Below are 19454 nucleotides of genomic sequence, written 5' to 3'. Positions count from 1 at the left end.
GGGAACGCCGAGTCTGGGACTTGCGTTCCCTCGTTCGACGTTCATCTTCCGCCGCGATGCAGACTATCGTCATTGGCCACAAGAATCCCGACATGGATTCCATTTGCGCCGCCATCTCCTATGCCGAGCTCAAGCGCCTGAACGGCCAGTCCGGCGTCATCGCCGCTCGGGCCGGCAACACCAACGAACGCATCGATTTCGTCCTCGGAAAATTCGGCGTCGAGGCGCCGGTGCTCATCAACGACCTTTCGCCGCGGGTCAGTGATGTCATGGAACCAAAGGTCATCTCGGTGCGGGCGGATTCGCCTGTTTACGACGCCCTCCAGCTCATCGACCAGAAGCGCCTGCGCGGCCTGCCTGTGGTGGACGAAAAGAATCGCTGCCTCGGCCTGCTCAGCGCGTTTATGGTGAGCCACCATCTCTTCCCGCCCCGTGAGGAAGCGGGCAGCACACGCATCGTCACTGCTTCGCTCGCCGATATCGTCACCACCTTCGGCGGGGCGCTCGTCACCGGCTCGCTTTCGGCCACGCCGGAAGAGCAATTCCTGATGGTCGGTGCGATGGCGCAGGATTCTTTTTTCCCACGGCTCCAAAAGTACAGCGACCGCAATGTCGTGCTCTTCGTCGGCGACCGCCCACATATCCAGGAGATGGCCATCAAGGCGCAGGTGCATGCCATCGTGGTCACCGGCGGATTACGCGTCGACGAGGAGATTCGCGCCAAGGCCCGCGCCGCGGATGTGACGATCATCAGTTCTCCGCACGATACGGCGACGAGTGTCCTGCTGGCCCGCGGCGCCGTGCGCGTCGAGCGGATGGTCGAGAGCGACTATCGCAGCTTCCAGCCGGATACGCTGCTCGAGGACGCGCGCCAGCTCGCCGCTCAAAGCGCCGCCTTCATTTTTCCGGTGATCGACGACCAGGGCGCACTCGTCGGCATCCTCTCGAAATCGGACTTCCTCAAGGACATCCCGCGCCAGCTTATCCTCGTCGACCACAACGAACTCACCCAGGCCGTGCGCGGGGCGGACAAGGTTCCGATCATCGAGATTCTCGATCACCACAAGCTGGGCGGCTTCTCCAGCGACACGCCGATCCTTTTTTGGAACAACCCGGTCGGCTCCACGAGCAGCATCGTGACGATGTGCTATCAACAGCTCGGCGTCGGCGTGCCGGCGCACATCGCCGGCCTGCTCATGGCGGGCATCGTCTCCGACACGCTCAATCTCACGTCGCCTACGACAACGCCGGCGGATTGCGACTTGCTCAACCGGCTTTCGAAGATCGCTGGCGTCGATCCCGACGATCTCGCCGAGCAGATCTTCAGCGTCGGCTCACCGCTGCTCACGATGTCGGCCGAGCAAGCCATCACTGCGGATTGCAAGCCGTACGAGGAGGATGATCACCGCTTCAGCGTGGCGCAGATCGAGGAGCTTTCCTTCGCGCATTTTCATGAAAAGAGCGCGGCCTTGCTCGCGGCGCTGGATACCTTCCGCAAACGGGACGGCCTGCTCTTCGCGGCGTTGCTCGTCACTGATATCAACGACCAGTCCTCGCTGCTGCTCGTCCAGGGTGCGGACGCCTTTTTGCAGAAGATCGATTACCCCCAGCGCAGCCAGCACATCTGGGAGCTGGCCGGTGTCGTCTCGCGCAAAAAGCAGCTCCTGCCTTATCTCCTGCACTGCCTCGCGCTGATGAATGCGAGCAAGGGTTAGCGCCACACCGGCGCTTCATCCATCTCCGGGCGGCCCTGGAGCAATTCGTGGGGGCCGTAGTGGGACTTGTAGGCGGTCGAGGGACAACCGCTGACCCGATAGCCAAGGTAGAGGTGCGGTCGCTCCATGCGCCGTGCCCATTCGATTTCAAAAAGCACGCTGGCCACGCCCAGCGAGCAACGGCTCACATCTGGATGATAGAAAAAATAAATCGAACTCACCGCTCGTGGCGTTGCATCGATGTGGCCGATCGCCACCAACCGCTCGCCGTCGAAGTAAGACATCTCCCGTGCACAGGCATTCGGGGTGCAGAAGGTGAGCGCATATTCTCGCAAGGTCATGGTCGTCGGCTTCCAGCCACGTGTATGTTCGCGCATCGCATGCCAGGCATGAAAAAGCGCCACGCGTTCGTCATTCGCCTGCGGCGCTCCGATTTTTACGCCGAGGTGAGAGGATTTTCGCCAGGCTCGCCGCTGGCTTTTGGTCGGCTGGAAGGTAGACACCGGCACTCGCAGCGACACGCATTCCGTGCAAGCGGCGCACCGCGGACGGAAGTACTGCATCCCAAAACGTCGCCAACCACGGACAATCATCTCCTCGTGCTCCTCCGTCGTGACCTCGGTGAGAATCCGATATTTGGTCGTCGCTTCCAAATCCGCCAGATACGGACAGGGCTCATCCAGCGCCGCTTGCCAGAGTTCTCGGGCCATGGGAAATCAGCGACGGGGCAGTTCGGCGCGTTCGCCGTAGACTTCGCTCTGGAGCACAGCATTCACGCCACCTTGGTTCTTCATCAAGGCCTTCATGCTCCATTGGATATTTCCGGGCTCCGTATTCGCGGGCAAATTCTGACGCGTCATTTCGATCTGCCGGGCAATTTCATGCACCTCAAATTGTTTGCCAATTCGCTCGGTGGCGATGCCGGGCCAGATCGGCCGGCCTGCGCGGCTTTGGTCACGCCACCACTTGAGCAATACCGGAAAACTCTGCTTGTCCGGCTGGATGCCCCAGTAGAGTTGCGGCGCAAGATAATCGCACCACCCTTGAGACAACCAATGGCGGGCGTCGGCGTAAAGCTGCCCATAGGCATCGAGCTGCGCCTCGATCGTCGCCGGAACCTTCGGCCGCCAGATCCCAAACGGGCTGATGCCCACCCGCACCGAAGGCTTGGCCGCCTTCACCCCGCGATACATCGCCTCAACGAAACGATTGACGTTGTCCCGCCGCCAATCGGCGCGGGACATTCCGCTGGTCTGCCCATATTGCTGCCAGGTCGGATCGTCGGGAAACTCGGCAGCTTTCACCGGATAAGGGTAGAAGTAATCGTCGATGTGCACGCCATCGATGTCGTAGCGCTTCACGACATCGAGGATGATATCAAGAATATAGCGGCGTGCTTCCGGTTCGCCCGGATCGATCCACAACTGCCCGCCATACGGCCGCACCCAATCGGGATGCGTGCGGGTCACGTGATTCGCGGCGTAGGTGCCCTTCGCCGAAGTTCCCGCCCGGAAGGGATTGAACCAGGCGTGCAGTTCAATCCCGCGGGCATGCGCCTCGGCGATGGCGAAGGCGAGTGGGTCGTAGCCGGGATCGACACCCTGTTTGCCGCTCAAGAACGCCGACCAAGGCTCGCGCTTCGATGCGTAAAAAGCGTCCGACACCGAGCGCACCTGAAGCAGGATGGCGTTGAGCTTCAATTGTTGGGCGCGATCGAGGATTTCGCGGAACTGGGCCTTTTGCTCCGCCGCCGACAGGCCGGGCTTCGAGGGCCAGTCGAGGTTGAAGACCGTGGCCACCCAGGCGCCGCGGAATTCCGGCTGGGCACGCGAAGGCGCAATAGCCAGCAAAAGGGTCAGCAGACAGAGGAGCGGGATCTTCATGCGTTGGGGATGCGGTTGACTCTAGTGAACGTGCAGCGATTTTCCACCTTCATGCCTGTCGAATCTTCCGCCGCCCCATCCGCCTTTGCGTGGTTTGCGGACCGGTACGGCAAGCCGACCTCGGCCCAGGAGGCGGCGTGGCCGTGCATCGCTCGGGGAGAGAACATCCTGCTCGCTTCGCCCACCGGGACCGGCAAGACGTTCGCCGCCTTTCTGGGCGTGCTCGATGAACTTGTGCAGCTCGAGGCGCGCGGTGAATTGCGGGAGACCATTCACTGCGTCTACGTCTCGCCCTTGCGCGCGCTGAGCTACGATCTGGAGAAAAACCTGCGCGAACCGTTGCGCGAGCTTTACGGCGAGAAGCCGCCCATTCGGGTCGAATTGCGCACCGGCGATACCACGGCCAGTCAGCGGGCGCGGCAATTCAGCAAGCCGCCGCACATTTTACTGACCACGCCGGAGAGTCTCTGCGTGCTGCTCAGCCAGGAAAAGTGGCTGGTGCATCTTTCCTGTGTGCGCTGGTTGATTGTGGATGAAATCCACGCGTTGGCGGAGAACAAGCGCGGGGCGCACCTCGCGCTGAGCCTGGAGCGGTTGGCGCACCATTGTGGAAAGCTCCAGCGCATCGGGCTCTCGGCCACCATTGCGCCGCTTGATGAAGTGGCGCGGTTTCTCGTGGGCACGCACGGCCAGTGCACTACGCTCGATGTTTCCAGCTCAAAGAAGGTGAAGCTAAGCGTCCATACGCCGCTGCGGAAGAATCCCTATCCCGAGGCGGGTTACACCGGGCAACGGATGATTCGCGAACTGGGGGACCTCATCCGCAAGCACCAGACGACGCTCGTGTTTTGCAATGTTCGCTCCGGCGCGGAGGCAACGACCTACTGGCTGCGGGAGAACTTTCCTGACCTGGCGGATGTGATCGAATGTCATCACGCTTCGCTGGAACGCGATGTCCGCCGGGACGTGGAAGACCGACTCAAGCGCGGCGAACTGCGCGCGGTGGTGTGCTCGACCAGCTTGGAACTGGGAATCGATATCGGGTCGGTGGACTTGGTGGTGATGATGTCCACGCCCAAGGGCGTGAGCAAAGCGCTGCAACGCGCGGGACGTGCCGGACACAACATTCGCTCGATCAGCCGTGGCATCCTCATGGCGACGAATGTGAGCGATCTCGTCGAATCCTGCGCGACCGTGCTGCTCTCCCGGGCGCGCCAATTGGACAACGTGCGCATGCCGGAATGTCCGCTCGATGTGCTCGCCCAGCATGTCGTGAGCATGGGATGCACGGAAAGGTGGAAACGGACCGAGGCCCTGGCGCTGATTCGCGGCGCCTATCCGTTTCGCGATCTCGATGCAGAGATGTTCAACGACGTGCTCGACTACCTGGCCGGCGGTGGCGCCTCGCTGCGCCAGCGCTACAGCGAGGTCTTCGGCAAAATCGAGCTCGACGCCGAGGGTTTCCGCACTCGCGAGGGCCGGGTGCGCCGCGAGTTTCTGCAAAATATCGGCGTGATTCCAAATGTGGGACAGGTTCAGGTGAGATTGAAGAATCGGAATCTCGGCAGCGTGGAGGAATCGTTCATCCGCCAATTGAACATCGGCGATGTTTTCATGATTGCGGGACGGCCTGTGCGCTTGGAGAAAGTCACACAAATGGAAGCCTGGGTCACGCGCGCCGAGGGCGCGCTGCCCACGGTGCCACGCTGGAATGCCAACAAGATGCCGCTTTCCAATCGCGTCGCGCAGGAGATCAACGCCTTCCGGAACGAACTGCGGGCCGGCTTCAGCAATGGCCGCAAGGACCTCGCGAAATGGGTGGCACAGCGCCTCGACTGCGGACGCGCCAATGCTGAAATCATCCTGAAGACGCATCTCGCCCAACATGAGTTGTCGGAAATTCCGACGGCGGATTTCCTGCTCGTGGAGGAACTCGACGATGAAAAGCAAAACGCCCTGCACTATTTCTTTCACTCGCTGATCGGCCGCGCCTCGAACGACGCGCTCGCCCGGGTAATCACGCGCCGGTTGAGCGAATCCCGCGGCGGCAACGCCATTGCCACGCCTCACGACTACGGCTTTGTGCTCACGGTGGCGCGGCGTCAGCGCTTTGCGGAAGTCGAACTGCCGAAGTTGCTTCGTCTGGAAGGCTTTGACGATGCGCTGGACGAGGCCTTGCGGCAGTCCGACATGTTGAAATATCACTTTCGCAACGCCGCCCAGACGGGCCTCATGGTTTACCGCAATTACTTCGACCGGCAGAAATCCGTCCGCAAACTCCAGTGGTCGTCGGAGGTCATTTTCAATGTCCTGCGCGAGCACGAACCGGAGCATGTGCTGATGCGCGAGGCGCGGCGGGACGCGTTGCAGACTTTCATCGACGCCGAGGGCGCCCGGGAGTTCCTCGTGGCCCAAGCGAGCAAGCCGGTGCGGCTGCGCCGCGTGGCGATGGTGCCGCCGCTCTCCTTTGCGATGTATGCCACGAGGATCAAGGAGGCGTTGCTCGTCGAGGATCCCTACGAGACGATGGAGCGACTCTATCACCAATGGTGGAGCGAAATAGAAAATGGACCGCAGCCGTCTTGAACTCGAACCGGGCGTGTGGCTCGACGCCGGCCGCGCCGTGTGGCTGGAAAAATGGCGCACGCTCGCCGTGGCGGACCTGCATCTCGGCTACGCCTGGGCGCATCGCGCCGAGGGCCAGCTCCTGCCCGTGGACACCGGCGAGGATTCCACCGAGCGCCTGCTCAAACTGATCGACCGCTATCGCCCGGAGGAGGTCGTACTGCTCGGGGACATCGTGCATCGGGCGGTGGATGTGCCGGCATTGCATACGGAATTGCGCTGGCTGGCACTGACGGTGGGCGAGCGGGCGCGGCTGCGGTTGATCGGCGGGAATCATGATAGTGAGTTGGCAGCGACGCTGGCCACGGCGGGAATCGTCCTGGAAATCGACGCGAACGCGACGGTCGGGCCGCATCTACTGCTACACGGTGATGAACGTGATGAGTCTGTCGCCGAATCGCGCTTGTGCGAACAGGCCGCGCTGGGCGGTCGCGTGATTCTCGGACACGAGCATCCGGCGATTGGACTCTCGGATGGGGTGTCGTCGCACGTGAAATGTCCGTGTTTCGTTGCTGGGCCAAATTTCCTCGTGCTACCCGCATTCTCGCGGTGGGCGGCTGGTGGCGACATTCGCAGCTATCGATTCATGTCTCCATATGCCCGGCTGCGTCCAGCCGAGCGGGCGGTCGCGATCGTGGCCGGGAAGCTTCTGTCGATGCCCTTGGGGAAGCGATGAGCCACGCTTGCGCTCGGCGGGAAATTCGGGCGTGTTAGGCGGCTCCATGTCGCCGCCCATTCGCTTCTATTTGCCGGAAAAGATCCCGGCCGACATGCCGCAATCGCCGGATGTCTATTGGACGGGCTTTCGCGGCCACATCCGCGGCGGCGTCTATGCGTGGACGGTGCAGACTTTTCAGCGACTGCGGGATGCGGGGGTGAATTGCGAGCTGTCGGATCAATTGCCGTCGGAAGGTATTTTTGTGGCACATCGTAAGTCGGTGCCGCGCAACTTTGTGCCGCCGCCCGGAGTGCTGTTTGTTTGCCTGCGAGCGGATGCGACGTTTCATCCGTTTGCCCACTGGCACGTGGTGATCAATCAGCTCGCCCTGAATGGGTGGTATCCATCGGTCTACATGCCGCACTGGCCGCAGCCGGGGTTGATTCCGCGCGACCCAAAACGGGGCGATCGCTGGGAGAACGCGGCGTTTTTCGGAGATGATGCCTGCATTGCGGGCGAGATGCGCAGCGACGAATGGACAGGGATATTGCGGGAGCTGAAGCTGAACTGGAACCATGTGCCGCCGGAGAAGTGGCATGACTTCAGCGAGGTCGATGTGGTGGTGGCGATCCGCGATTTTGTGGGCAAGCATCGCTATGCAAACAAGCCGCCGACGAAGCTTTTCAATGCGTGGCATGCGGGAGTGCCGGCGATCCTAGGGCAGGAGTCGGCGTATGAAATGCAGCGGCAGGGAGCGCTGGATTATCTGGAGGCGCGAACGGTGCCGGACCTTGTCGCGGCGTTGCGTCGGATGCGCGATGAACCGGAGCTACGGAGGGCGATGGTGGCCAACGGGCGGGAACGGGCGAAGGAGAGTGATCCGGCGGTGATTACGAAGCGGTGGCGGGAGTTTTTTGAGACGAAGGTGGTGCCTAGTTATGAGAAGTGGCGCGGCGCCGGTGACGGGCGACGGCGCTGGCATCGTTGGAATGGGCTGCTCAAGACGAAAGCGCAGGACTGGCAGGAGCGGTTTTGGCACTGATCCTTTTGCCAAGCTGGTGAGGAAAGGCAGAAATCAGAGGTCCTTCGCAAGCTCAGGATGACCGGCTTTTTTGAACCCTTCGGGAAGTTCCCGCTATCCGATCAGATCGCGAAGTCTTGGTACTCGGGCTTTACCGGTTCGGTGGGCGGGAAGAGCATGCCGGCGCCGACGGTTTGGTTGCTGCCTTGTTCGATGAGGATGAAGGAGCCGGTGAGGCGATTGGTGGCGTAGCCGTCGAAGATGAGCGGTTTCGAAGTGCGTAGATGGATTTCGCCGATGCCGTTCATCGTCAACTCCGACGGCTCCGACTCGGGCTCGAAGGTTTGGATATTCGTCCGATTATCGAGGCTGGTGATTACTGCCTGCACGGTCTGCGCGGCGTGCTTGAGGAAATATTTTTTCCCGCGTTGCAGCGGACGCTGGTTGATCCAGCAAACGTGCGCGCGCAATTCCGTGTCCATGCCGGGAAGATTGTCCAGATCCACGATCATATCGCCGCGGCTGACGTCGATATCGTGCTGGAGGCAAAGCGTGACGGACTGAGGCGCGAACGCTTCCGCGACGAGGCCATCATAGGTCCAAATTTTCTTGATGGTCGTCTTGATGCCGGCGGGCAGGACCATCACTTGCTGTCCGGTCTTGACCAGGCCGCGCGCGATCTGGCCGCTGAGTCCGCGGAAATCGTGCAAGGCATGATCCTTGGGGTTGTTCGGGCGGTTCACCCACTGCACCGGCATGCGGAAGGTGGTGAGGTCCCAGTCGCTGGCGATATGCACCGTCTCAAGGTGGCCGAGGAGAGTCGGGCCTTGATACCACGGGGTATGCACCGAGGCGTCGACGACGTTGTCGCCATTGAGCGCGCTGATGGGGATGAACTTGACATCCTTAAGCACGCCTAGCTTTGGTAGAAAGGCCTCGATATCATCGCGGATTTCGAGGAAGCGCTCTTCCTTCCAATCAACAAGGTCCATCTTGTTCACCGCAAAGACGACGTGCGGGATGCCGAGCAGGGCCGCGATGTAGCTGTGGCGGCGGGTCTGCTCGATCACCCCCAGGCGTGCGTCGACCAGCACCACGGACAAATTCGCGGTGGAGGCGCCCGTGACCATATTGCGCGTGTACTGCACGTGGCCCGGCGTATCGGCGACGATGAACTTGCGGCGCGGCGTGGCGAAATAGCGGTAGGCAACGTCGATCGTGATCCCCTGCTCGCGCTCAGCGCGCAGGCCGTCGGTAAGATTGGCGAGATTGATCTGGCCGCCACCGGTAATGTCGGCGGAACGCTCCAGCGCTTCGATCTGATCTTCCATCAGATTCTTGGAATCGTAGAGCAACCGCCCGATGAGCGTGGACTTGCCGTCGTCGACGGAGCCGCACGTGTTGAACCGCAATATCTCAATGGGATGGACAGACATCGGCGCGTTCAAAAGTATCCTGCCTTCTTGCGATCCTCCATCGCGGCCTCGCTCGACTTGTCGTCGGCGCGCGAGCCGCGTTCGGTCACGCGGGCGGCGGCGATCTCGGCGATGATATCGTCCACGGTATTGGCGGGGCTCTCGACGAGGCCCGTGCTGATGATGTCACCGATGGTGCGGACGCGGACCACCACGTCCTTCACTTCCTCTTTTTCTTTCGGCGGCAAAATGTCCGTAACCGGGAGCCATTGGCCGCCACGGCGGACGGCCTGGCGCTTGTGAGAGAAATAGATCGTGGGCACCTCGAGGCGCTCGCGCTTGATGTATTCCCAGATGTCCATCTCCGTCCAATTCGAGAGCGGGAAGACGCGCATGTTTTCCCCGGGATTTACGCGGGCGTTGTAGATGTTCCAGATCTCCGGGCGCTGGTTCTTCGGGTCCCACTGGCCAAAGGAATCACGGAAGCTGAAGAAGCGCTCCTTGGCGCGGGCCTTTTCCTCGTCGCGTCGCGCGCCGCCGATGGCGCAGTCAAACTGAAACTCGTCAATCGCCGCGAGCAGCGTCGGGATTTGCAGCCGGTTGCGGCTGACCTCGCCGGGCGTCACCACCGCGATGCCGGAAGCGATGGCGTCCTCGACCTTGCGAATAATGAGCTTCCCGCCGAGTTCCGCCGCACGGCGGTCACGGAATTCATTGAGCTCGGGAAAGTGATGCCCGGTGTCCACGTTGAGGAAGGGCATCGGAATATCCGACGGGCGAAACGCTTTTTCCGCGAGGCGCAGGAGGCAGATGGAATCCTTGCCGCCGGAGAAGAGCAGCGTGGGCCGCTCAAACTCCGCCGCCACCTCACGCATGATGTGGATCGACTCGGTCTCGAGATACTGGAGGTGATCGAGATGGTAGGAGGAAGTCATCACATCAAACGCTGGCCACGGCCGTACCACCCCACGCGGCGTGCAGGCCGCATTCGCGCTTTTCGTCGGCCTTGGCGGGATCGAAGTAATCCCACTCGTTGGGCAGATGGTGCTGCGTGAGATACTCGTGCATCTCCTTGTCGTTCCAATAGAAGACGGGGCTGACCTTGAGCGCGCCAAAATTCGCGTCGTGGCTGACGATGTCGAGGCCGGCACGATTGGGATTCTGGACCTTGCGCAGCGCGGTGATCCAGACCGTGGGCGCGAGTTCTTTCATGCCGCGTTGGAAGGGCTCGAGTTTCATCACCGTGCTGAATTCCTTGATGCGCTCTTCGTTCTCCGGCGTGGGCTCGGGCGCGCCGCCGCGGGTGGCGTCGTAATGCGCGGCAGTCATCTTCGGCACGAAGGCCTTGAGATCGAGCTTGAGCAGGCGAGTGAGCTCCTCGGCGTGCTGGTAGGTCGCCGCCTTGTTGTAGCCATGATCGATCCAGAGCACCGGGATCTCGGGCTGCACTTGCGTGGCGAGGTGCAGCACGACCGCCTCGTAAGGACGAAAGTTCGTCGAGACGAGGGCGCGGCCGCCGGCTTGCGCGATGGCCCAGCGGACGATGTCCAGCGGGGCCTTATCGCGGAGTTCCGCGTTGGCTTGGGCGATTTGGTCGGGAGTCATGGTTGGGAAGGGCGGTGGGAAAAGGGCGTGTAGCGTCGACCGGGATGCAGGGAATTTCCACCCTAAATCCGGGCAAAGTGTGTCACAAGGGCAACGGACGCAGCCGGCAAGGGCGCCCGATTACAGGGACTTCACGGCGTCGACCACGGACTGGGCGGTCATGCCGAGCACTTCCATGACTTTGCCACCGGGCGCGCTCAGGCCGAAGCGGTCGATGCCGACGACTTTGCCGTCGAGACCGACATACTTGTACCAGAGCGCGCTGACACCGGCTTCGATGGCGACGCGCTTCCGGCAGGATGGCGGGAGCACCTCGTCCTTGTAGGCTTGGGGCTGGGCATCGAAGCGGAGGAAGCTGGGCACGCTGACCACGCGCACACCTTCGCCGAGTTGCTTGGCGGCGGCGACGGCGTGCTGTACTTCACTGCCCGCGCTGAGGAGGATCGTCTTGAGCGGGCCGGTTTCCTTGACGGCGACATAGGCGCCCTTGAGCACGCCTTCACGGCGAGTCTGGACCGGAATGTCGTTGAGGTTCGGCAACACCTGGCGCGAGAGCGCGAGGAGCGTGGGGCCATTCGTGCGCAGGAGCGCGGCGGCGAAGGCACCGGCGGTTTCTTCCGGATCGGCCGGACGGATCACGTCGAGATTTGGGATGACGCGCAGGCCGCTGACGGTTTCGACCGGCTGATGGGTCGGGCCGTCTTCACCGACACCGACGGAGTCGTGAGTGAAGATGTAGATCACGCCGAGGCCGCTGAGGGCGGCGAGGCGGATGGACGGACGGCAATAGTCGGCAAAAACGAGGAAGGTCGCGCCACTCGGACGGAAGATGCCATCGTAGGCGAGGCCGTTCAAGATGCCGCACATGCCGTGCTCGCGGATGCCGAAACGGATGTTACGTCCGCCGGGATTGCCGGCGTTGAAATCCTTCGCGTCATTGATGTAGTTGAGCGTTGAGCCGTAGAGGTCCGCGCTGCCGCCGATGAGGGAAGGGACGGCCTTGGCCACGGCCTGGAGGACGTCGCTACCCGCCTTGCGAGTGGCGATCTTGGCGTCGGCGGGGAATTGCGGGATCTGGTTCAGGAGATCGGCCGGGATTTCGTTCTTCAGCGCGACGTCGAGTTCTTTGGCCAGCTCAGGGTTGGCCTTGATCCACGCTTGGTAGGTCTTCGACCACTCACCGTATTGGGCCTGGAGCTTTTTGGTGTGTTCGGCAAAGAACGCGCGGGTTTCCTGGCTCACGAAGAAGTGCTCGCTCTCGGGCAGACCCAGCGCCTTGCGGGCGGAGTCCACGAATTTCGCGCCGCCTTCGCCATGGGCCTTGGCGGTGCCGGCGACCTCGGGGATGCCCTTGCCGATGATGGTCTTGGCGATGATGATATGCGGCTTGCCGGTGCTGACCTTGGCCTTTTCAAAGGCGTGCAGGAAGGCCTGCATGTCGTTGCCATCGATCGTCTGCACGTCCCACTCGATCGCCTCGAAACGCTTGGCGGCGTCTTCGCTCTGCGTCTCCTTGGCCATGGCGTCGAGCGTGACGTCGTTGGAATCGTAAATGAGGATGAGGTTATCGAGCTTGAAGTGCCCGGCAAAGGCGATGGCCTCCATGGCGACGCCTTCCTGCATGCAGCCGTCGCCGGCGAGGACGATGATATGGTTGTCGAAAATTTTGTGGGCGCCGGTGTTGTATTTCGCCGCGGCCATCTTCTGGGAGACGGCATAACCGACGCCGTTGGCGACGCCCTGGCCGAGCGGGCCGGTCGTGGCCTCCACGCCGAGGGTCTCGTGGAACTCCGGGTGACCGGGAGTGTGCGAGCCGAGGGCGCGGAATTTTTTCACCTGCTCATGATCGACGCTGGCGTAGCCGCTGAGGTGCAGCCAGGCGTAGAGAAACATGGAGCCATGGCCGGCGCTGAGGATGAAACGATCGCGGTTGAGCCACTTCGGTTCCGCCGGGTTGTAGGTGAGGGCGTGGCCCCAGAGAACGGCGCCGATTTCCGCGCAGCCGAGCGGAAGGCCGAGATGGCCGGAGGCAGAAACGTGAACGGCGTCCATAGCGAGGCCCCGGGCCTCGTTGGCCGCCTGCGAGAGGGCAGCGATATTGAGTGTCATAGATTTTTGAAGAGCGGAGAGAGTAGGGGCTGGGGATTTGAAGTCAAGAACGGGGAGAATGCGCTTATTGGGTGTTGGATGTTGGGCGTTGGATGTTGGATGTTTTCCTCTGTGATCGCGGCGATTGGAAAACATCCAACACCCAACATCCAATAACGGACCTGCCACTTCCCCTCCTTGGAAACCACCCCTGCCCTTTTGCTGCGCAAGACCAAGCTCACGGAGACGAGCTTGATCGTGACGTGGTTTACCGAGGCCCACGGGAAGATCCAGACGGTGGCCAAGGGGGCGCGGCAGCCGAAGAGCCGGTTTGCGGGGGTGCTCGACTTGTTTTTTGACTGTGAGATCCAGTTTGCGCGCAGCCAGAAGAGCGAACTGCATATCCTGCGCGAGGTGGTGCTGCGCAATCCACACGAAGGGCTGCGGGTGGACTACTCGCGCGTGGCGCTGGCGGCGTACTTCGTGGAATTGATCGAGTTGGTGACGGAGACGGATCATCCGGTGCCGGAGCTGCACGACCTCCTGAAGCGGGCGTTCAGTCACTTGAATGAGAAGCCGGCTTCGTTGCGGGCGCTGTTGCACTTCGAGACGGAGTTGGTGCGGCTGCTGGGGATTCAAGGGCAGGAGAATGTCACCCCGGCGGTGGCGATGGGGCGGGTGTACCATCGATTGCCGAAGGCGCGGCCGGGGCTGCTGAAAATGTTGAGGTAGCTGCTCCGCCAACTTTCAGAGGCAAAGCTTGACGCTGTGGAGTGGGCACGGGACGTTCGCGCGATGCTCCCGATTTCTGGTGAAACCTTTCCCGTCACTGCCGCAGAACTCTCCGCCGCGCTCGAGCGTGGCTTTGGTGCCGGAGGCATTACCTCGCCGACGATCACGGCAGAAGGAGCGTATCCGCAATTGGCGAAGCTGAGCATCGATCTGACGGGTGCCGAGCTCACGAGGGACGATCGGCTGCGGAGTTTTGACGGCGCGGCGGCACGGACAGTCACGGTGGGACTGTTTGAGATGTGGGGCGAACCGCTCTATTTCGAGAAGGCTCCGGTGAAGGCGCGGCTCAGCGGCGAAGCGGTGCAGATGCGGATCACCGGCGATCCTCAAGTCGGCAGCCTGGTGCTGGAAAGCGCGGCGGCGGGGAAGGTCTCGGTTGAAGCCTCGATTGAGGCGCTGGAGGGTCTGTTGCAATCGTTGGCGGCGGAGGCGGCGAAGAAGCAAGGCATTGAAGTGAAGAAGACCAAATTGACGCTCACGCAAGACGGGCCGCGGGCCGTTTCCTTTCGGGCCGAGGTCACGGCGAAGATCTTCGTAATGAGTGCGATGCTGGCGCTGACGGGGCGGCTGGAGATCGATGACGAATTCAATGCGAAGCTCTCCTCGCTGGGACTGGATGGCGACGCGATGGTGACCAATCTGGCGGGGAGCTTCCTGCGGCCGCGACTGGATAAGCTGGAGGGGAAGGTGTTCCCACTCTTCGCTTTCCTGCCGGCTGGGCTGCAGCTCCGCGATATTGAAGTGTCGGTCGCGCCGGCGCTGCAGGTGCAGGCGCGGTTTGGCGGCGGTGTTTAGACGCCGGTCGGCGTCGCGCGATCGGAGCGATGATCCATTCCCGGCGCGTGGGAGCACGCGCCCTACACCGTCGATCCCGCTTACTTCGCGGTGCTGGCGGTGGCGGTCTTCGGGTTGCGGGAGAGGTCGATGAGGTCGTTGAGGATGTTCAGCGACTCGATCTTGATCGGGTCGAAACGCTCCAGCCGGTTCGTGGACTCTTCATCATCGGCGGCATCTTCCTCGGCGGGTGTCGCGGGTGCGGCGCCGTCGGCGGTCTTCTTGTCGGGCTTCTCGAAGGTGACGAGCTGGAGGTCGGGCTTGGCGACGTTGTCGAGGGTGATGACGTAGGTCTTCGCGTTGGGCTGCTTGATTTTCTCCCGAGCGGCAGTGCGCTTGTCGCGGCGGGCCTTGTCCTGGTCGATTTCGGCCAGGCGAACCTTTTGATTCAGCGAGACCTTATTGTCGCCCAAGCGCTTTTTCACTTCGTCGAGGTCCTCGGTGATGTAGCGGAACTCCGGATCGGCGGCCACGCGGGCGGCGGAGCGCTGGCGCAGGTCGTTCTTAAAGAGCGGATGATCCCATTTGTCGAAGTCGACCGGCGGGACGGTGTCGTAAGGCAGCGGGCCCTTGAGGGCGCTTTCGCCGATCTCCGGGCGATCGAACAGCGAGGGTAGGACGACGTCGGACTCGACGCCTTTGTGCTGCGTGGAGCCACCGGCGATGCGGTAGAACTTCTGGATGGTGAGCTTGAGGGCGCCGGCTTCGTTGTTGCCGCTGCCGAGGAACGGCATGATGCGGCCGATTTCCAGCATGGTCTGCACGGTGCCTTTGCCGAAGCTGCGCTGGTCACCGACGATGACGGCGCGATTGTAATCCTGCAGGGCGGCGGCGAAGATTTCGCTGGCGGAGGCGCTAAGGCGATTGCAGCAAACGACGAGCGGTCCGTCCCAGGCGATCGACGGGTCGCGATCCTTGGAAACGTGGATGTTGCCATTGCTGTCCTTGGCCTGCACCACGGGGCCGCGCTTGATGAAGAGGCCGGTGAGGTTGACGGCTTCCTCGAGCGAGCCGCCGCCATTCTTGCGCAGATCCACGACCAGACCCTGGATGTGTTCCTGCTTGAGGCGATTGATCAGCGCGAGCACGTCTTTCGTGGTGCTCTTCGCGCCGGCAGCGCCGCTGTGCTCCATGTCCGCGTAGAACGAAGGGAGAATGATCCAGCCGAGGCGGATGGGATTTCCATCGGGGCCGGTGCGCTCGATGATCTCGGCCTTGGCTTCCTGTTCCTTGAGTTTGATCTCGTCGCGCTTGATCTCGATGATCTTGCGGACCGATGGGTCGGTGGCGGTGGCCGGGATGACCTGGAGGCGCACGATGGTGTCTTTCTTGCCGCGGATCATCTCGACGACCTTGTCGAGTTTCATGTCCACGGAATCGACGAAATCCTTGTCGCCCTGCGCGACGCCGGTCACGCGGTCGCCGACCTTGAGGCGGGCATCCTTGGCGGCGGGTCCGCCAGTCACGAGCTCGGCGATCTTGGCGTAGCCGTCCTCGGAATGGAGCACGGCGCCGATGCCGACGAGCGAGAGGCGCATGTTGATCTGGAAATTATCCAACTCGCTCTTGCTCATGTACTCGGAGTGCGGGTCGTAGGTGAGCGCGAGGGTGGTGAGGAAGCCCTTGATGATGTCTTCCTTGTTCTGCTCGTGGAGATTGCGCAGCATCTGGTCGTAGCGGCGGGTGAGCACCTTGACCGGGACATCGGTGGCGTGCTTGTTGAGCGTCTCCTGCAAGAGCTCGCCTTCGATGCGGTCGCGCCAGAGCGTGTCGGCCTCGGTGTCATCCTTCGGCCAGGCGGCTTTCTGGCGGTTCACCTCGACGGAGCGATTGCTGGTAAAGTCGTATTTCTGGGTGAGCAGTTCCTTGACCTTGGCGACGCGATCCTCGACGTGCTTTTTGTAGATATTGAAAATGGTGAAGGCCGGGTCGGGATTGCCGAGCAGCACATCGTTGTTCAACGTGTTGCCAAACTTCGCGGTGAAAAGATCGACGTCCTTTTGCGTGAAGTAGAGGTGGTTGTAATCGAGAGCCTCGAGGTAATTTTTGAGAAAGCGCTGGGAGACTTTCTCGTCCAGCTTCATGCGGCTGTAGTGCCCCTGCTCGAGCAACCGCCCGACAGAGATCTCGATCTGGCCCGGGTCGGGCGTATCGGCCCGGAGGCTGGCTGCACCAAGCGCCAAGGACAGAGCCAGGGGCGCGCAATAAGCGAAGAGATATTTCATCGAACGATTTGGTCTTAGGGAAACGGCTGATCAAGCTGACAGAAATCAATAAAAGCGCAAACCCGACTTCATAAACTTGCAGGGCGGGGGCTAATACTGCTTCGTCGAGGGGCGCACTCACGGTTGCAAGAACCGTGCTTACCCATGCAACTCGACTCATTCACCGGCGGAATCTTTGACACCAACTCGTTCTATCTGCTCAATTCTGGCATCCTGATCGATGCGCCCCAGGGTGCGGCGGACTGGCTGCAGGAGAAAGGGTATCGCATTTCCACCCTGCTGCTGACCCATGGGCACATCGACCACGTGTGGGATGCAGCGCGCATCCAAAAGGAGCAGGGCTGCCGGGTCGGCTACCACGCGGATACCGAGCAGATGGTGACGGAACGGGATTTTTTCAAGAGCTTCGGTTACATGTGGGAAATCGAGCCGATTGCGCCGGGCTTTCATATTGATGAGGCCGATTCGGTAGTGATCGAGGGGCAGGAGTTCCAGGTGCTGCTCGTGCCGGGGCATTGTCCGGGCAGCCTGTGCTTTCTCGACAAAAAGGAGGCGGTGCTTTTTGGTGGGGACGTGTTGTTTGCGGGCGGGGTGGGGAGATGGGATTTGCCGGGTGGGGATGGGCCGCTGCTTTTCAAGGGGATCAAGGAGAAGGTCTTTGCGCTCGACGACGACATCACGGTGCTGCCGGGGCATGGGCCGGCGACGAAAATCGGGATCGAGCGAGAGACGAATCCCTACGTGGGGGAAGGAAGCAGCTTTACCTGAGGCGGAAGGGCGGCATTTGTAGCCGGGTTCAGTGAACCCGGAATCGGCCTCACCGAGGCCGGCTACAGCCAGAGCGTCCACTTTGTAGAGTCGGAACTGGCCGGAACTCTCCGTAATTCCCAGCGAATCGGGGATTGGATTCACGGAGCACCGGGCATGAAGCGGGAGCGTGTAGCTGTAGCCGGGGTCAGTGACCCCGGAGGCGGCCTCACTGAGGCCGGCTACAACCCGAGCGACCACTTCGTAGAGTCGGAACCGGCCGGAACTCTCTGTAGCTCCGGATGAATGGGGATTGGAATTGACGGGTCGCAGACCGCGACGCGGGCGGATGTGGTCGTAGCCGAGGTCGGCGACAACGGGCGGCTCCCATCTTCTAGAGTCGGAACTGGTCGGAACTGGCCGGAGTTCCAGAGTAACTGGAGGAAGAGCGACCGTCGGAGAAGACGTGGAATTGGCACTCCCCGGAAGCCGGTCCAGCAACATTTCCGAACCTGCGAAAAAAAATGAGGCACGATTAGGCACGATCAGGCACGACTGCTCTGGATTACGACCGCCCGACGACTGCACGAAGGCGTCGTTCCGACTCCCGCCAGACGAACCCCTCACACTGCTCATAATGGATGATGAATACATTGATCGATTGCTGCCTGCTGCTGTGACTTCCAGGAGCTTCCATTCCCGCATGCCACACCCCAATCCCTACCAAGTCGCGTTCCCACGTCCCATTCCCTCCAACCCCGGAATCATAGCGAAGTTTAGGCGGATTTCAAGCGGAGGCCTTCCCATTTAAACACGGCTGGTCTCGGCCCCTCCCTGCCGCTGGTGTGAGGCCTCGTGCCTTGTTGACCCGGGTCGCTGGAATCGCTATTTTTCTGTCATGTCCACGCAGCAACTCACGGCCGAAGCGATGGCGCTTCCCCTCTCCGAACGAGTTTCGCTCGCCCAGGCGCTGTGGCAGAGTATCGAGGCGGGTTTGGCCGATACCGACGAGCGCGCAGCGGGGCGTGAAGCCGTCCGGCGAGATCAGGAGCTTTCTTCTGGCGCGGTGGAGGGTCGCACTCACGAGGAGGTCATGCAGGCTGCGCGGCGCGCTCTGGGATGCGGCTGATTTACCATCCTGAAGCTGAAGCGGAACTCATCGAAGCGGCTCAGTTTTACGAGCGGCGCGTTCCGACTCTCGGTGCTCAATTTCTCGACGCGGTCGACCGTGCCGTCCGCATCATCGAGAACAGTCCCGAGCGGTGGAACATTGTTGAGGAAGACGTCAGGCATTACCTCATGCCTCGCTTTCCTTACGCCATCTACTACCGGTCACTTTCCGACCAGCTTCGCATTCTCGCCTTCAAGCACCACAGCCGTCATCCGGATTACTGGCGCAACCGCATCTCAGACTGAACTTGAACTATGAAATCGCTCGAACCACCCCCTGCAGCAATCAGCGATTCAAACGCAACCGAGTTACTGCGGCTTTGGGCGGCAAACGGGAAGCTTGATGTTGCCATCAACCTAGGGGCATTCCAGGCCCAAGGTCATGACGAGGCGAAAGCCTGGGGTATCGTCATTTCCGATTTCACCCGCCACGTTGCGCGAGCGCTCGCGCAACGCTACGGAAGGAATGAAGAACAGGAAATGGCCAAAATTCGGGATTCATTTCTGCAAGAACTCGTTGGTCCGACTTCACCGGTCACAGGAGAGTAACCGGGCACAGACACGCAAGATGAGCGCCCGAAGAGGCCGCTACATCCGCTCGGGGACCTCGATGCCGAGGACGCCGAGGCCTTGCTTCAGGACGCGGGCGGTGGCGTCGCAGAGGGCGAGGCGGGTG

General features: G+C 61.6%; 17 protein-coding genes. 10 read left to right on the top strand and 7 right to left on the bottom strand.

What is annotated here, in order from left to right; all coding sequences use genetic code 11:
• Positions 1-56: 56 nt before the first annotated feature.
• Positions 57-1715 (top strand): putative manganese-dependent inorganic diphosphatase, encoded by a 1659-nt coding sequence (locus ABJF10_RS03545; RefSeq protein WP_348543140.1) that lies wholly within the window; start codon positions 57-59, stop codon positions 1713-1715.
• On the opposite strand, the gene ABJF10_RS03540 is transcribed toward ABJF10_RS03545, so the two are convergent.
• Positions 1712-2425 carry an arginyltransferase gene (locus tag ABJF10_RS03540; protein WP_348543139.1) on the bottom strand — a complete coding sequence of 238 codons (714 nt, stop codon included), beginning with the start codon at positions 2423-2425 and terminating at the stop codon, positions 1712-1714. The two genes, ABJF10_RS03545 and ABJF10_RS03540, sit on opposite strands and share 4 nt — an antisense overlap.
• 6 nt (positions 2426-2431) lie before the next feature.
• On the bottom strand, positions 2432-3598 hold the full coding sequence (locus ABJF10_RS03535; protein WP_348543138.1) for a family 10 glycosylhydrolase: 1167 nt from the start codon (positions 3596-3598) through the stop codon (positions 2432-2434).
• A gap of 51 nt (positions 3599-3649) precedes the next feature.
• Between ABJF10_RS03535 and ABJF10_RS03530 the strand changes: the two genes are divergently transcribed.
• The 3 genes from ABJF10_RS03530 to ABJF10_RS03520 are packed head-to-tail and all read left to right on the top strand — an operon-like array spanning position 3650 to position 7923.
• On the top strand, positions 3650-6184 hold the full coding sequence (locus tag ABJF10_RS03530) for a DEAD/DEAH box helicase (protein ID WP_348543137.1): 2535 nt from the start codon (positions 3650-3652) through the stop codon (positions 6182-6184).
• Positions 6165-6899: a metallophosphoesterase gene (locus ABJF10_RS03525; RefSeq protein WP_348543136.1), complete on the top strand. Its 735-nt coding sequence runs from the start codon at positions 6165-6167 to the stop codon at positions 6897-6899. Before ABJF10_RS03530 ends, ABJF10_RS03525 begins: the two co-directional genes overlap by 20 nt.
• Before the next feature lie 46 nt (positions 6900-6945).
• The gene (locus ABJF10_RS03520) at positions 6946-7923 is read left to right on the top strand and encodes a glycosyltransferase (RefSeq protein ID WP_348543135.1); all 978 of its coding nucleotides are present in this window, start codon (positions 6946-6948) and stop codon (positions 7921-7923) included.
• A 101-nt stretch (positions 7924-8024) separates the two neighbouring features.
• Here the strand turns inward: ABJF10_RS03520 and ABJF10_RS03515 are convergent, their stop codons facing one another.
• From ABJF10_RS03515 to tkt, 4 genes are all read right to left on the bottom strand, one after another.
• Positions 8025-9338 carry a GTP-binding protein gene (locus tag ABJF10_RS03515; protein WP_348543134.1) on the bottom strand — a complete coding sequence of 438 codons (1314 nt, stop codon included), beginning with the start codon at positions 9336-9338 and terminating at the stop codon, positions 8025-8027.
• Positions 9339-9346: 8 nt separating this feature from the next.
• A complete protein-coding gene (gene cysD, locus ABJF10_RS03510; protein WP_348543133.1) occupies positions 9347-10252 on the bottom strand; it encodes a sulfate adenylyltransferase subunit CysD in 906 nt (301 codons plus the stop codon).
• A gap of 4 nt (positions 10253-10256) precedes the next feature.
• The gene (locus ABJF10_RS03505; RefSeq protein WP_348543132.1) at positions 10257-10922 is read right to left on the bottom strand and encodes a phosphoadenosine phosphosulfate reductase family protein; all 666 of its coding nucleotides are present in this window, start codon (positions 10920-10922) and stop codon (positions 10257-10259) included.
• A gap of 120 nt (positions 10923-11042) precedes the next feature.
• Positions 11043-13031: a transketolase gene (gene tkt, locus ABJF10_RS03500; RefSeq protein WP_348543131.1), complete on the bottom strand. Its 1989-nt coding sequence runs from the start codon at positions 13029-13031 to the stop codon at positions 11043-11045.
• Between the two features lie 177 nt (positions 13032-13208).
• On the opposite strand from tkt, the gene recO reads away from it, so the two are divergent.
• Together recO and ABJF10_RS03490 are read left to right on the top strand one after the other, a co-directional pair.
• The gene (gene recO / locus ABJF10_RS03495) at positions 13209-13742 is read left to right on the top strand and encodes a DNA repair protein RecO (RefSeq protein ID WP_348543130.1); all 534 of its coding nucleotides are present in this window, start codon (positions 13209-13211) and stop codon (positions 13740-13742) included.
• A gap of 63 nt (positions 13743-13805) precedes the next feature.
• Positions 13806-14597 (top strand): hypothetical protein, encoded by a 792-nt coding sequence (locus tag ABJF10_RS03490; RefSeq protein ID WP_348543129.1) that lies wholly within the window; start codon positions 13806-13808, stop codon positions 14595-14597.
• 80 nt (positions 14598-14677) lie between these two features.
• Here ABJF10_RS03490 and ABJF10_RS03485 read toward each other — a convergent pair whose 3' ends face one another.
• Positions 14678-16861: a carboxy terminal-processing peptidase gene (locus tag ABJF10_RS03485; protein ID WP_348543128.1), complete on the bottom strand. Its 2184-nt coding sequence runs from the start codon at positions 16859-16861 to the stop codon at positions 14678-14680.
• A gap of 144 nt (positions 16862-17005) precedes the next feature.
• Between ABJF10_RS03485 and ABJF10_RS03480 the strand changes: the two genes are divergently transcribed.
• The 4 genes from ABJF10_RS03480 to ABJF10_RS03465 all read left to right on the top strand — a co-directional run bounded on the left by ABJF10_RS03480 (position 17006) and on the right by ABJF10_RS03465 (position 19327).
• A complete protein-coding gene (locus ABJF10_RS03480; RefSeq protein WP_348543127.1) occupies positions 17006-17629 on the top strand; it encodes an MBL fold metallo-hydrolase in 624 nt (207 codons plus the stop codon).
• A gap of 877 nt (positions 17630-18506) precedes the next feature.
• Positions 18507-18737: an addiction module protein gene (locus tag ABJF10_RS03475; RefSeq protein ID WP_348543126.1), complete on the top strand. Its 231-nt coding sequence runs from the start codon at positions 18507-18509 to the stop codon at positions 18735-18737.
• A complete protein-coding gene (locus ABJF10_RS03470) occupies positions 18728-19024 on the top strand; it encodes a type II toxin-antitoxin system RelE/ParE family toxin (RefSeq protein ID WP_348543125.1) in 297 nt (98 codons plus the stop codon). The genes ABJF10_RS03475 and ABJF10_RS03470 overlap by 10 nt, the downstream gene beginning before the upstream one ends.
• A gap of 9 nt (positions 19025-19033) precedes the next feature.
• Positions 19034-19327, top strand: a complete 294-nt coding sequence (locus tag ABJF10_RS03465; RefSeq protein ID WP_348543124.1) for a DUF5076 domain-containing protein — start codon at positions 19034-19036, stop codon at positions 19325-19327.
• The last annotated feature ends 127 nt before the right edge of the window (positions 19328-19454 follow it).

This window comes from Chthoniobacter sp. (assembly GCF_040003245.1).
Classification (GTDB): domain Bacteria; phylum Verrucomicrobiota; class Verrucomicrobiia; order Chthoniobacterales; family Chthoniobacteraceae; genus Chthoniobacter.
This window is presented reverse-complemented; position numbering and strand designations above follow the sequence as displayed.